Annotated in this window: 14 protein-coding genes; 5 read left to right on the top strand and 9 right to left on the bottom strand. The window is 57.7% G+C overall.

What is annotated here, in order from left to right:
* Positions 1 to 76: 76 nt before the first annotated feature.
* From ACZ6J2_RS00595 to ACZ6J2_RS00575, 5 genes are read left to right on the top strand one after another with little or no spacing between them, the layout of a single operon-like run.
* Positions 77 to 784, top strand: coding sequence for a CoA transferase subunit A (locus ACZ6J2_RS00595; protein WP_471724489.1), 708 nt, complete (start codon positions 77 to 79; stop codon positions 782 to 784).
* Between the two features lie 2 nt (positions 785 to 786).
* On the top strand, positions 787 to 1443 hold the full coding sequence (locus ACZ6J2_RS00590; protein WP_029740425.1) for a CoA transferase subunit B: 657 nt from the start codon (positions 787 to 789) through the stop codon (positions 1441 to 1443).
* Positions 1444 to 1452: 9 nt separating this feature from the next.
* Positions 1453 to 2634, top strand: a complete 1182-nt coding sequence (locus ACZ6J2_RS00585; RefSeq protein WP_471724487.1) for an acetyl-CoA C-acetyltransferase — start codon at positions 1453 to 1455, stop codon at positions 2632 to 2634.
* Between the two features lie 44 nt (positions 2635 to 2678).
* Complete coding sequence (locus tag ACZ6J2_RS00580; protein ID WP_471724486.1) at positions 2679 to 4070, top strand: GntP family permease; 1392 nt, start codon at positions 2679 to 2681, stop codon at positions 4068 to 4070.
* A 10-nt stretch (positions 4071 to 4080) separates the two neighbouring features.
* Entirely contained in the window at positions 4081 to 4851 is a 771-nt protein-coding gene (locus tag ACZ6J2_RS00575; protein ID WP_471724485.1) for a 3-hydroxybutyrate dehydrogenase, read from the top strand.
* Positions 4852 to 4891: 40 nt separating this feature from the next.
* Here ACZ6J2_RS00575 and selO read toward each other — a convergent pair whose 3' ends face one another.
* From selO to pheS, 9 genes are all read right to left on the bottom strand, one after another.
* On the bottom strand, positions 4892 to 6334 hold the full coding sequence (selO, locus tag ACZ6J2_RS00570; RefSeq protein ID WP_471724483.1) for a protein adenylyltransferase SelO: 1443 nt from the start codon (positions 6332 to 6334) through the stop codon (positions 4892 to 4894).
* A gap of 61 nt (positions 6335 to 6395) precedes the next feature.
* Positions 6396 to 7112 (bottom strand): EAL domain-containing protein, encoded by a 717-nt coding sequence (locus ACZ6J2_RS00565; protein ID WP_471724482.1) that lies wholly within the window; start codon positions 7110 to 7112, stop codon positions 6396 to 6398.
* A 294-nt stretch (positions 7113 to 7406) separates the two neighbouring features.
* Positions 7407 to 7871, bottom strand: coding sequence for an NlpC/P60 family protein (locus tag ACZ6J2_RS00560; protein WP_471724481.1), 465 nt, complete (start codon positions 7869 to 7871; stop codon positions 7407 to 7409).
* A gap of 74 nt (positions 7872 to 7945) precedes the next feature.
* Positions 7946 to 8701 (bottom strand): vitamin B12 ABC transporter ATP-binding protein BtuD, encoded by a 756-nt coding sequence (btuD, locus tag ACZ6J2_RS00555; RefSeq protein ID WP_471724479.1) that lies wholly within the window; start codon positions 8699 to 8701, stop codon positions 7946 to 7948.
* Positions 8701 to 9252 (bottom strand): glutathione peroxidase, encoded by a 552-nt coding sequence (locus ACZ6J2_RS00550; protein WP_023311298.1) that lies wholly within the window; start codon positions 9250 to 9252, stop codon positions 8701 to 8703. The genes btuD and ACZ6J2_RS00550 overlap by 1 nt, the downstream gene beginning before the upstream one ends.
* Positions 9253 to 9286: 34 nt before the next feature.
* Positions 9287 to 10267, bottom strand: a complete 981-nt coding sequence (btuC, locus tag ACZ6J2_RS00545) for a vitamin B12 ABC transporter permease BtuC (RefSeq protein WP_409244946.1) — start codon at positions 10265 to 10267, stop codon at positions 9287 to 9289.
* A 103-nt stretch (positions 10268 to 10370) separates the two neighbouring features.
* On the bottom strand, positions 10371 to 10670 hold the full coding sequence (gene ihfA, locus ACZ6J2_RS00540) for an integration host factor subunit alpha (protein ID WP_003857805.1): 300 nt from the start codon (positions 10668 to 10670) through the stop codon (positions 10371 to 10373).
* 4 nt (positions 10671 to 10674) lie between these two features.
* Positions 10675 to 13062: a phenylalanine--tRNA ligase subunit beta gene (gene pheT, locus ACZ6J2_RS00535; protein WP_471724477.1), complete on the bottom strand. Its 2388-nt coding sequence runs from the start codon at positions 13060 to 13062 to the stop codon at positions 10675 to 10677.
* Between the two features lie 15 nt (positions 13063 to 13077).
* Positions 13078 to 14061: a phenylalanine--tRNA ligase subunit alpha gene (gene pheS / locus ACZ6J2_RS00530; RefSeq protein WP_029740434.1), complete on the bottom strand. Its 984-nt coding sequence runs from the start codon at positions 14059 to 14061 to the stop codon at positions 13078 to 13080.
* Between the last annotated feature and the right edge of the window lie 31 nt (positions 14062 to 14092).

Here is a 14092-nt window from a genome sequence, read left to right as displayed (position 1 = left end):
GTGGGTCACAAATTCAAAATTAACAAATGAGTCGCCGCCCCTAATGATACCGGCACGGATAACGGGAGGGATGACTATGGCGGGACTGGATAAGCGCGTCGGCAGCTATGCGCAGGCGCTCGAAGGGCTGACGGACGGAATGACCTTGCTGGCGGGCGGCTTCGGCCTGTGCGGTATTCCGGAGAACCTGATTGCAGAGGTCAGACGCCGTCAGGTGAAAGATCTGACGGTGGTATCAAACAACTGCGGCGTGGACGGTTTCGGTCTCGGGATACTGCTCGAAACGCGGCAGGTTCGCAAAGTGGTGGCCTCTTACGTCGGCGAGAACGCCCTGTTCGAGCGGCAGGTGCTGAGCGGCGAACTGGAGATTGAACTCACGCCCCAGGGCACGCTGGCGGAAAAGGTGCGCGCGGGCGGCGCGGGCATTCCGGCATTTTACACGGCCACCGGCTACGGCACGCCCGTGGCTGCCGGCAAAGACGTGCGCCAGTTTGCGGGGAAACACTACATCCTTGAAGAGGCCATTACCGGTGATTTTGCGCTCATTAAGGGCTGGAAAGCGGACTGGTACGGCAACGTTGTCTATCGGCACACCGCGCAAAATTTTAATCCGCTGATGGCAACGGCGGGCCGGATAACGGTTGTCGAGGTGGAAGAGATAGTTCCCCCGGGTGAGCTGCCCCCGTCGGCCATTCATACCCCGGGAATTTACGTCGACAGGCTGATTGTCGGCCAGTTTGAAAAACGCATTGAACAGCGCACCCTGCGCGCGGAAGGAGTCTGACGATGTTAACCCGTGAACAGATGGCCATGCGCGTCGCCCGCGAGCTGCGCGACGGGTATTACGTCAACCTGGGGATAGGCATCCCTACCCTGGTGGCGAACTACATTCCGGACGGGATGGACGTGATGCTTCAGTCGGAAAACGGGCTGCTGGGGATGGGGGCTTTTCCTGACGAGCAGAGCCTTGACGCTGACATGATCAACGCCGGTAAACAGACCGTGACCGCGCGCACCGGCGCGGCCATTTTCGACTCGGCCCAGTCGTTTGCCATGATCCGCGGCGGTCATGTGGATCTGACCGTGCTGGGCGCGTTTGAAGTGGACGTCGAGGGCAATATCGCCTCGTGGATGATCCCCGGAAAGATGGTGAAGGGCATGGGCGGCGCGATGGATCTCGTGGCCGGGGCGCAGAACATCATTGTGGTGATGACCCACGCATCTAAAAGCGGTGAGTCAAAGCTGCTGCCGCGCTGCACGCTGCCGCTCACGGGCGCGGGCTGTATCCGTCGGGTCTTAACCGACCTCGCACTGCTGGAGATCGAGGACGGCGCGTTCATTCTGCGGGAATACGCCCCCGGGGTCAGTATCGACGAAATTGCGGCTAAGACAGCCGGGAAAATGATTGTGGCGGACGACGTTCGCGAGATGCGCTTCAACTGAGGACTCACGATGAAAGAGGTCATGATTGTCGGGGCAACGCGAACCCCCATTGGCAGTTTTCGCGGATCGCTATCGTCCCTTTCAGCGGTTGAGCTGGGGGCCGTCGCGGTGCGGCACCTGCTGGAGAACAGCGATCTTCGCGAAGAACAGGTAGATGAACTGATTTTCGGACAGGTGCTGACGGCGGGATGCGGGCAAAACCCGGCGCGTCAGACGGCCATCGCCGCCGGATTACCCGTCAGCACGCCGGCGACAACGGTCAACCTGGTGTGCGGCGCGGGCCTAAAAGCGGTGCAGCTCGCCGCGCAGGCGATCCGCTGCGGCGACGCGGACGTGGCTATCGCTGGCGGTCAGGAGAGCATGAGCAACGCCCCCTATCTGCTGGACGGCGCGCGATCAGGGCTGCGTTTTGGCCATACGGGCCTGCAGGACAGCATGATTACCGACGGCCTGTGGGACGCGTTCAACGATTATCACATGGGGATCACCGCTGAAAACGTCGCCCGGGAGAATGCCATTTCCCGCGAGCAGCAGGACGCCTTCGCCGCCCGGTCGCAGCACAAAGCGGTCTCCGCCATCGAAGCGGGTCGGTTTGACGCCGAGATAGCGCCGGTGACGGTAAAACAGGGCAAAAAACCGCCGCTTATCGTCAGCCGTGACGAACAGCCCCGGCCTGGCACCACCGCTGAGCAGCTGGCGCAGCTGCGCCCCGCCTTTCTGCAGGCGGAAGGCACGGTCACGGCCGGAAATGCGTCAACGCTCAACGACGGTGCCGCCGCGGTGCTGCTGATGAGCGGCGAAAAGGCGCGGGAGAGCGGTTTGCCGATCCTCGGTCGCATCGTGAGCTACGCCGTGACGGGCGTTGACCCGTCGGTAATGGGCATCGGACCGGTCAGCGCCTGCCGGACGGCGCTGGCGCGGGCGGGCTGGACGCTTGATGACGTGGATCTCATTGAAGCCAATGAAGCCTTTGCCGCTCAGGCGCTGGCGGTAGGCAAGCAGCTCGGCTGGGATGAGCGCAGGGTGAACGTTAACGGCGGCGCTATCGCCCTGGGTCATCCGATTGGCGCCTCCGGCTGCCGCATCCTCGTGACGCTGCTGTACGAAATGCAGCGGCGTGACGTCAAAAAAGGGCTCGTCACCCTGTGCGTGGGCGGCGGGCAAGGCATTGCTCTGACTGTCGAGCGTTAAGCATCTCGTTGTTACCCGAATAATAATTAAAGTGAGGAGTCGTAATGAGCGTGTTAATTGCCCTGGCGGCGCTGGCGCTGCTGATGCTGGCGGCCTATCGCGGATACAGCGTTATTTTGTTTGCGCCGATTGCGGCGCTCGGCGCCGTGCTGCTGACCGATCCGGGTGCCGTCGGCCCGACGTTTACCGGCCTGTTTATGGAAAAGATGGTGGGCTTCGTCAAGCTCTACTTCCCGGTGTTCCTGCTGGGGGCCGTTTTCGGCAAGCTGATTGAGCTTTCCGGTTTCTCACGCTCCATCGTCGCCGCCGCGATTCAGATCCTCGGCCGTCGCCACGCTATTCCGGTGATTGTCCTGGTGTGCGCGCTGTTAACCTACGGCGGCGTGTCGCTGTTCGTGGTGGCGTTTGCGGTTTACCCTTTTGCTGCGGAACTGTTCCGCCAGAGCGGCATCCCTAAGCGGCTGATCCCGGCCACCGTGGCGCTGGGGGCGTTTTCGTTTACCATGGACGCCCTGCCCGGCACGCCGCAGATCCAGAATATCATCCCCACCAGCTTCTTTGGCACGAACGCCTGGGCCGCGCCGTGGCTGGGGCTTATCGGCTCTCTGTTTATTATCATCTTTGGCCTGCTCTGGCTGGAGCGCCAGCGTCGTAAGGCGTTCAATAACAACGAGGGCTACGGCACGGATCTGAAAAATGAACCCGAGACGTCGGATAACATTAACCTTCCGCACCCGCTGATTGCTATCTCCCCGCTGCTGGTGGTAGGCATACTGAACCTGCTGTTTACCCGCTGGATCCCCGACTGGTACGGCACGACCCACGAGCTGACTCTGCCAGGCCTGGCGAAACCCATTGTGACCGAGGTGGGCAAGATCACCGCCATCTGGGCCGTGGAAGCGGCGCTGATCTCCGGCATCGTGCTGGTGCTGATTTTTGGCTTTCGCAATATCCGGGGTCGTCTGGCTGAAGGCAGCCGGACCGCGGTGAGCGGTGCCATTCTGGCCGCGATGAATACCGCCTCCGAATACGGTTTCGGCGCGGTTATCGCCGCCCTGCCCGGGTTCCTGGTGTTATCCAAAGCGCTGGCGGCCATCCCCAATCCGCTGCTGAATGAAGCCATCAGCGTGACGGTGCTTGCGGGGATCACCGGCTCGGCGTCCGGCGGGATGAGTATTGCCCTCGCCGCCATGTCCGACTCGTTTGTCGCCGCCGCCCACGCCGCCAATATCCCGCTTGAGGTGCTACACCGCGTGGCCTCGATGGCGAGCGGCGGGATGGATACGCTGCCCCATAACGGCGCGGTGATTACCCTGCTGGCGATTACCGGCCTGAGCCATCGTCAGGCCTACGGCGGCATTTTTGCTATCACCCTCATTAAAAGTCTGGCAGTGCTTTTTGTCATTGCCGTGTTCTATCTGACCGGCATTGTGTAAGGAGAGAAAGATGAATCTGAACGGTAAGACCGCGCTGGTGACGGGCTCGACCAGCGGCATTGGACTTGGGATCGCCCGCGTGCTGGCGAAGGCCGGGGCGCAGCTGATCCTCAACGGTTTCGGCGACAGCGAATCAGCAAGAGAAGAGATTGCGCAACTGGGCAAAAAGCCGGGCTATCACGATGCGGACCTGCGTGACGTGCTGCAAATTGAAGCCATGATGCGCTACGCCGAATCGCAGTTTGGCGGCGTGGACATTCTTGTCAACAACGCCGGGATACAGCATGTCGACCCGGTTGATGCGTTTCCGGTGGAGAAATGGAACGACATTATCGCCATAAATCTCTCCTCGGTATTTCACACCAGCCGGCTGGCGCTGCCCGCCATGCGCGAGAAAAACTGGGGGCGCATCATTAATATCGCCTCCGTTCACGGCCTGGTGGCCTCAAAAGAGAAGTCAGCCTACGTGGCCGCCAAGCATGGCGTAGTGGGCTTTACGAAATCGCTGGCGCTGGAAACCGCCCGCACCGGTATTACCGCCAACACCATCTGCCCCGGCTGGGTACTGACGCCGCTGGTGCAACAGCAAATCGACCAGCGTATCGCTGAGGGCGTCCCGCCGGAGCAGGCTCGCGATCGGCTTCTGGCAGAGAAACAGCCTTCGGGCGAGTTTGTGACCCCGGAGCAGCTGGGTGAACTGGCGCTGTTTTTGTGCAGCGAGGGCGCCGTGAACGTTCGCGGCGCCGCGTGGAATATGGATGGCGGCTGGGTTGCGCAGTAATTTTTGCCGGGTAAGGCGACGCCGCCACCCGGCAAAATCTCTAGCTTGAGCAGCTGACCTCCAGCCGCTTGCCCCAGTCGGGCGGGCGGCTGACGTAGTCATCATCCCGCCCGGCAAACGGCGTGCGCAGCGCCAGATGCAAACGGTGTAGCTCGTCGTATTCCCCCTGCTCTGCCTGCTCAATCGCCCGCTGCGCCAGCCAGTTGCGCAACACCATCGCGGGATTCGTCGCGTTCATCTTCGTCTGGCGGGTGGCGTCGTCCACCTGCTCCTGCTGTAGACGCGCGCGGTAAGTGGCAAACCAGTCGTCAAACGCCTGTCTGTCAATAAACTCGTCGCGCAGCGGCGAGGCCGCACTGTGCTGCTCCGTCTGGCCCAGCATCCGGAAGGTACGGGTATAATCGCTGCCCTCGCGCGCCATCAGGGCAAACAGACCGTTGAGAATGTCGTTATCGCCCCTCTCCTGCGTCATCAGCCCCAGCTTGTTGCGCATCAGCGTGCCGTATTCTCGCAGCAATATATCCTGATAGCTGTCGAGCGCATCATTGAGGGCATCTACGTCGATGAACGGCGACAGGGTTTGCGCAAGCCGCTGCAGGTTCCACAGGCCAACCGCTGGCTGATTATCAAAGCTGTAACGTCCCTGATAGTCGGAGTGGTTGCAGATATAGCCAGGCTGATAATCGTCCAGGAAACCAAACGGACCGTAATCAAAGGTCAGCCCGAGGATCGACATGTTGTCCGTATTCATGACGCCATGCGCAAAGCCCACCGTTTGCCAGCGGGCAATCAGGCTTGCGGTACGGGCAACCACGTCCCTGAACCAGAGAACGTATTTATCCGCCTCGTCCTGCAAATGCGCCCAGTGGTGCCGAATGGCAAAATCAGCCAGCTGGCGAACCTTGTCCGGCTCGCGGCGATAGTAAAAGTGCTCAAAATGACCAAAGCGCAAATGGCTTTGCGCAATACGCATCAGCATTGCCCCTTTTTCCACCGTTTCGCGCGCTACCGGCGTATCGCTGGTGACAATCGACAGCGCGCGCGTAGTGGGAATCCCCAGGGCATGCATCGCTTCGGACGCCAGGCACTCGCGAATCGTTGAACGCAGCACCGCGCGCCCGTCGCCCATTCGCGAATAGGGAGTAAGGCCTGAGCCTTTCAGGTGCCAGTCAACCGTCTCCCCGTTGGGAAGCCGTTGTTCGCCGAGCAGGATCCCCCTGCCGTCGCCCAGCTGCCCCGCCCAGACGCCAAACTGATGTCCGCTATAGACCTGAGCCAAAGGCTGCATACCGGCGAGAAGCGTTTCACCGCCCCAGACGCCTGCGCCTTCTGAACGCTGAAACAGCTCAGGCGGAATGGCCAGCTCTTCTGCCAGCAAATCGTTATGCCAGATAAGGCGTGAATTTTGTAACGGTGTTGGTTTGAGTGCGGTGTAAAAGCCAGGCAACTCATCATGCCAGTGAGCAGTAAAAGACAGGGTCATAAGTCCTCCTGCTTTTAGTGTAGAGGGTTTACCCGGACTTAAACACGGGCGAAAGCAAGGGTTATCGCTGCTGAACCAGCGATGTAACGTGCTCCGCAGAGACGGCTGGCCAGAGTGCGCCCTGCATGGCGCCAAAATTGAAGGACAAAACGCGTTGCAACAGGCCGTGGTCGTCAATGCCCGAGACGATCACCGACTGGCAGTGCGGCGTGATTTGCCAGAGGATGGCGCGCATAAAAGGCTCAAAAGAGAGCTCCGTGGCACGCTGCTGAATGAAGCCTTTGTCGAGAATAACCCGTTTAAATAATCCATCATAGACCGCTTTGAGCGATGCGGCGCCTGCGCCAAAGTTTGCCAGGACCAACGGGAAATGGATTGCCATTCTCGCCAGCTGCAGATCGTCCTTTCCGTTATTTAAACCTGGATAATTCTCATTAACAGTAAACTCAAGAAACGGATAACGCTCAAGGATTGAAACAGCGTTTCCATTACTTAATAAAAATTCAACTATTGCAGGTGTAATATTGATCCATGCAATTAACTGATGCTGAATAAAAAACAGTTTACAGGTATCAAGCAATTGCAATTTTTCGTTAAACAGCACTAACTCTTCAGCTGCTGAAAGCCGAGGGATAACAAGCTCAGTGGGGATCCGCACATCGCTGCCGACGCCAGTAAAGTTAACCAGAACCTCTAAACCTTTAAGCTCCCCTGCGCTATTACGAGCAGGCAGAAGCAGCAGTTCAGACTGGTAAGCATTATCTAGCGTAATAATCATTGCACTCGCTCCACATTAAAGATGAGAGAGAACATCCTGGAGCAATTGCCGACACAATTCCACTGTCTTGATTTTAATAAGATTAATTTCATTAGTTCCGTATTTATTTTCAGATTTATCCCTGAATCTAAATTAATTTTATCCTGGTTGTCGAATAATAGCCAGTTTTAGATAAAACAGACACATGCAGGATTCGCTAATTTTAGATAAATTTAACTTTAAGCATCTTATTTGAGAAAAAACGGCATGATTTATTAGATACCATGCCGTCATAAGAGAAGTGTCTGACAAAGACTATATACGTCGTGCCTGCCAGAAATTTTTACGCCAGTAAACATTATCAAGAGAAGAGCGCATCACCCCGCGGCTTGTCGAGGCGTGAATGAACTGATTGTCTGTATCATATATGCCCACATGGAGACCGCTTTCACCCGAGCCGGTTTTGAAGAAAACCAGGTCCCCGGGCAGAAGATCGTCTTTATCAATTTCAGTGCCAATTTCGGCCTGCTTGCGCGTTTCACGCGGAAGCTGTAAATCAAACTTGTCGCGGAACGTCATCAGAACGAAGCCGGAACAATCTACGCCGCCGCGACTCATGCCGCCGTAGCGATAAGCCGTACCGCGCCAGTTGCTCAGCTGATCGTTGAGGCTGGCAATGACGGTGATCGAATCTGAAAGCCGTGGGTTAGGCGGCGGCGCACGATGGCTACTGCATCCCGCAAGAAAAAGTGTGGCCATCAGGAGAAACCAGAATCGCATTTTCAGACGAATCCTCTGCTTTTTTTGTTCTTTTCGTAATTTAGCGTGCAATTGTGCTAAGAGGCAAGAAACGGTTACTTCTGCCCGGTAGAAATCAGCATCTTATGTCCCTCTATATCAAGCCTGCGGAACGACATGTTGTACGCGCGGGCAAGATGGGGCGGCGTAAGAACCCGATCCCGCGCGCCGCTGGCGATCATCTTTCCCTGCGACAGCAGCCACACCCGGTGGGCATGACGCAGGGTGTGGTTGAGGTCATGACTGCTCATCACCACGGCGATACCTTTTCGGCTCAGGGTACTTAACAGCGCATCCAGTGCCGCCTGCTGCGCCACGTCCAGACCGCTCATAGGTTCATCGAGAAGCAACATTCGCCCGTGAGGATTACCAGCCGGGTGGATCTGAAGAATGACCGCCGCCAGACGTACCCGCTGCCACTCTCCGCCGGAAAGCTGGCTGGCATGCCGGGACAGTTTATCTTCCAGCCCCAGGGCCGCGGCAACGTCCGTCAGCAGTGACGTCTGTTGTTTGTCGTGCAAATGCAGCATCAGATAGTGCCAGACCGGCATCGCAAAGGGCGGCACCTGCTGCTGCACAAGATAACTGCGCCGGTGCGCCAGCGAGACCGGCGACCAGTCGGCGAGCGTATGCTCCAGCAGCGTTATCTGCCCTTCTCCGTCGGTCATGCCTGCCATCCGCGCCAGCAGCGTGCTCTTCCCTGCACCGTTTGGCCCGACAAGATGCAGGATTTCTCCCGCATTGATGGTACCGGTTATCGGCTCCAGACGTCCCCTCTCGGCAACGTCCGTTAGCTGCATCAGCAACGACATTATTTCGCCAGCGCCAGCTTGATCGATTCCATGACGATCGGATCCTCAGGGGTCATATCCGGCGAAAAACGCTGAACGACCTGGCCGTCGCGGCCAATCAGGAATTTTTCAAAATTCCACAGGATATCGTCCGGGTAAAGCGGCGCGCGGCCTTTGCTGGCCATGCGTTCATAAAAACCGCTTCCTTCAGGCGCAACGGCCTTCGGCGCGGCAGCGATCAGCTTCGCATACAGCGGATGGCGGTCTTCACCGTTGACATCGATTTTGCTGAACATCGGGAACGTCACGCCATAGGTGGTGCTGCAGAAGGTTTTAATCTCCTCTTCGCTGCCCGGCTCCTGGCCCAGGAACTGGTTGCACGGGAAGCCCAGCACGGTGAAACCGTCTTTCTCCCAGGCCTTCTGAATGTTCTCCAGCTGCTCGTACTGCGGCGTCAGGCCACATTTCGATGCCACGTTGACGATAAGCAGCACGTTGCCTTTGTAGCCTTCCAGCGTGGTGTTATCGCCATCAATGGTGGTCACTTCAGTATTCAGGATATCTGACTGCATAGCATTCCCTCATGTTGTCTTACGGCTTGTTGATTTAACGTCCAGCTTTTAATAGTAGCCAGATAAATACCGGCGCGCCCAGCGTGGCGGTGACCACGCCAATCGGCAGCTCTGCGGCCGTCAGGGCAAGCCGGGCGATGATATCGGCCACCAGCAGCGTGACGGCCCCGGCAACCGCAGAGGCAGGAAGCAGGGTCCGATGGTCCGTGAGGCCACACAGGCGCAGCATGTGCGGAATCACCAGCCCGATAAAGCCGATCGCGCCCGCCAGAGCCACGCTGACGCCGACCAGCCAGCCAATAGCTATTACCAGCACATTACGCCAGAACCCAATCGGCATGCCGAGCTGGCGGGCAGAGGTTTCACCCAGCGCGAGCATATTCAGCGGCTGCGCCTGCAGGGCAGCCCACACGATAACCGGTACAAGCAGCGCCATCAGCCAGCCCTGGTGCCAGTCAACGCCGCCAAAGCCGCCCATCATCCAGTACATCAGCTGACGCAGGTCAAAGGATGTTGAAAAGTAGACCGCCCAGGTCATCAGCGCGCTACAGATGATCCCCAGCGCCACGCCGGCAAGCAGCAGACGGCTGGTCGATAAGTGCCGTCTGGCAAAACGAAGAAGGATCGCGGTGATCAGCAGCGCGCCGAGGATAGCGCTCAGGCTAATACTCCATCCGGAGAGTTCTCCCCCACCCAGCATCACCGCCGCAATCAGGCCTACGCCTGCGCCGTTTGACACGCCGAGCAGCCCGGGCTCCGCCAGAGGGTTATCAAACAACGCCTGCATTATGGTGCCGCACAGCGCCAGCGCGGCGCCGACCAGAACCACCGCGACGGTGCGCGGCAGGCGAATTTGCCAGACGAAGAGCTGCCCGTCAGGCCCCCACCAGCTTTCAGGCCCGATCCATCTGTCGCCCGCGCAGAGGCTCACTCCTGCGGCGACAATGAGCATCAGCACCAGCAAAAGCAGGTGACGCCGATCGGAACGGTGCTGGTGATGGGCATAATCAAGCATGGGTACGGTTTTAGTAGCGTGAGATGTAATTGATTTTACGGCGGGTTTGCCGGAGAGCGCAAAGAAAAAAGGCCGCGTGGGCGGCCTTTTTAGTTAGTTCATATTACTCTGCTTTGGGCGTTGCGTTTTCGACACGGCTTTTCAACTTCTGGCCGGGTCTGAAGGTCACCACGCGGCGGGCTGTAATGGGAATATCTTCCCCCGTCTTCGGGTTGCGGCCCGGACGTTGGTTTTTGTCTCGCAAATCAAAATTGCCAAAACCGGAGAGTTTTACCTGCTCACCATTTTCCAGAGCACGACGGATCTCTTCGAAAAACAGCTCTACCAGCTCTTTGGCATCCCGTTTGCTAAGCCCAAGCTTATCAAACAGATATTCTGACATTTCAGCTTTTGTAAGCGCCATAGGTTCAATCCCTCAATGATGCCTGGAATCGCTCTTTTAATGCCTCTACACATTTGGCGACGGTAGCGGCAATCTCCTCTTCTTCGAGTGTACGGCTGGTATCCTGAAGGATAAGGCTAATAGCGAGGCTCTTGAAACCTTCTGCTACGCCCTTGCCGCGGTACACGTCAAATAAGTTTACGCCAACTACCTGATTTACGCCAACTTTCTTACATTCGGCCAAAATATCTGCTGTAGGCACATTTTCCGCGACCACAACCGCGATATCACGGCGGTTTGCCGGGAAGCGGGAGACGTCCTGAGCCTGAGGAATAACGCGGTCAGCCACCGGGTTCCATTCCAGCTCGAATACGATGGTACGGCCGTTCAGGTCCAGCTTGCGCTCCAGCTCAGGGTGAACAACCCCAATAAAACCAACGCGTTTGCCGTCTAAATAGATAGCTGCGCTCTGGCCCGGATGCAGAGCCGGGATGGCTTCTGCGCGGAATTCAATTTCAGATAATTTACCGGTCAGATCCAGAATCGCTTCCAGATCGCCCTTCATATCGTAGAAATCAACCGTGCCTTTTGCCAGGTCCCAGTGCTCTTCATAGCGGTTGCCGCTGATGGCGCCAGCCAGCATGAGATCCTGACGGATGCCTAAATTTGCCTGATTATCCGGTACAAAGCGCAAACCGCTTTCGAAAATTCGCACGCGGTTTTGCTGGCGATTCTGGTTATAAACGACAGTGCCCAGCAGGCCCGTCCACAGAGACAGACGCATCGCGGACATTTCGCTGGAAATTGGGCTTGGCAGGATCAGCGCCTCCTGACCCGGGTGGATCAGCTGCTGCAGCTTTGGATCAACGAAGCTGTAGGTGATCACTTCCTGGTAGCCTTTGTCGTTCAGCATGGTTTTCACACGCTTCAGAGACAGGTCGGCTTCGCGGTGGGAGCCCATCACCAGACCTGCCTGGACAGGCTCGTCAGGGATGTTGTTGTAGCCGTAAACGCGGGCCACTTCTTCCACCAGATCTTCTTCAATTTCCATGTCGAAACGCCATGATGGCGCAACGGCTTTCCATTCGTCCTGGCCTTCGGTTACTTCACAGCCCAGACGTTTCAGGATGTCGGTTACCTGCGCATCGGCAACGTGATGGCCAATCAGGCGATCCAGCTTGCTGCGGCGCAGGGTGATGGTCGCACGCTTCGGCAAGGTCGCTTCGTTGGTGACGTCGATAACCGGCCCCGCTTCACCGCCGCAGATGTCGATCAGCAGGCGGGTCGCACGTTCCATCGCTTTGTACTGCAGCGCCGGGTCAACGCCGCGCTCGTAGCGGTGAGAGGCATCGGTATGCAGGCCGTGACGGCGTGCGCGACCGGTGATGGAGAGCGGGCTGAAGAACGCGCATTCCAGCAGGACGTTTTGCGTCTCGTCGTTCACGCCTGAGTGCTCGCCACCGAAGATACCGCCCATTGCCAGCGCTTTGCTGTGGTCAGCAATCACCAGGGTGTCGGCGTTCAGTTTCGCTTCGCTGCCGTCCAGCAGAACCAGGGTTTCGCCCTCTTTCGCCATGCGCACAACGATGCCGCCGTCGATACGGTCTTTATCGAATGCGTGCATTGGCTGGCCCAGCTCCAGCAGAACGTAGTTGGTCACGTCGACCACTGCGTCGATAGAGCGAATACCGCAGCGGCGCAGCTTCTCTTTCATCCACAGCGGAGTTGGCGCTTTCACGTTGATGCCTTTCACCACGCGACCGAGGTAGCGCGGGCAAGCATCCGCAGCGTCAACCTGAATAGGCAGCACGTCACTGATGGTCGCTTCAACCGGCGCAATGTCCGGCGCGCTCAGCTCAGTCTGGTTCAGCACGGCCACGTCGCGCGCCACGCCGATAATACCTAAGCAGTCGGCACGGTTTGGCGTGACGCTGATTTCGATAGTGTTGTCATCAAGCTTAAGGTATTCACGGATATCGGTGCCGATTGGCGCATCCAGCGGCAGTTCAATAATGCCGTTGTGATCGTCGGAAATACCCAGCTCGGAGAAGGAGCACAGCATGCCTTCAGACGGCTCGCCGCGCAGCTTAGCCGCTTTAATTTTGAAATCGCCCGGCAGCACTGCACCGACGGTCGCCACGGCCACCTTCAGGCCCTGACGGCAGTTTGGCGCACCGCAGACGATATCCAGCAGACGGTCACCGCCCACGTTTACTTTTGTTACGCGCAGTTTGTCAGCATTAGGGTGCTGACCGCACTCGACCACTTCGCCAACGACCACGCCGTTGAAGGCACCGGAAACCGGCTCAACGCCGTCCACTTCCAGACCCGCCATGGTGATCTGGTTTGAAAGCGCGTCGCTGTCCAGAGTGGTGTTCACCCACTCGCGTAACCACAGTTCACTGAATTTCATTGTTCTGTCCTGCCCTTATTTAAACTGTTTGAGGAAACGCAGATCGTTTTCGAAGAATGCACGTAAGTCGGTCACGCCGTAGCGCAGCATAGTCAGACGCTCCATGCCCATGCCGAAGGCAAAGCCGGAGTAAACTTCCGGATCGATACCCACGTTGCGCAGCACGTTTGGATGCACCATGCCGCAGCCCAGCACTTCCAGCCATTTGCCGTTTTTACCCATCACGTCAACTTCCGCAGACGGTTCGGTGAACGGGAAGTAGGACGGGCGGAAACGAACCTGCAGATCTTCCTCAAAGAAGTTGTTCAGGAAATCGTGCAGCGTGCCCTTCAGGTTGGTGAAGCTGATGTTTTTATCAACAATCAGACCTTCCATCTGGTGGAACATTGGGGTGTGGGTCTGATCGTAGTCGTTACGATAGACGCGGCCCGGCGCGATAATGCGGATTGGCGGTGCCTGATCCTTCATGGTACGGATCTGAACGCCGGAGGTCTGAGTACGCAGCAGACGCGTAGCGTCGAACCAGAAAGTGTCGTGGTCAGCGCGTGCCGGATGATGGCCAGGAATGTTCAGGGCGTCGAAGTTGTGGTAATCATCTTCGATTTCCGGGCCAGTCGCCACGGTAAAGCCGAGCTCACCGAAGAAACTTTCAATGCGATCGATGGTGCGGGTAACCGGGTGCAGACCACCGTTTTCGATGCGGCGACCCGGAAGAGAAACGTCGATCGTCTCTGCGGCCAGACGCGCATTCAGCACCGCGCTTTCCAGTTCGGCTTTGCGCGCGTTTAGCGCCTGCTGTACCTGCTCTTTGGCTTCGTTAATCACCGCACCCGCTGCTGGGCGTTCTTCTGCCGGCAGCTCACGCAGGGTTGTCATCTGAAGGGTCAGGTGCCCTTTCTTCCCAAGATATTCGACGCGGACATTGTCTAACGCGGCAACATCTGAGGCCTGATTAATGGCGGCTGTTGCACTGGCAACCAGCTCTGCGAGATGTGACATGATTTTCCTCATTATGTCGGTGCAGACACCG

This window comes from Enterobacter sp. E14S (assembly GCF_055666685.1).
The sequence above is the reverse complement of the archived record's forward strand: the minus strand, read 5'-3'. Positions and strand labels throughout refer to the sequence as shown.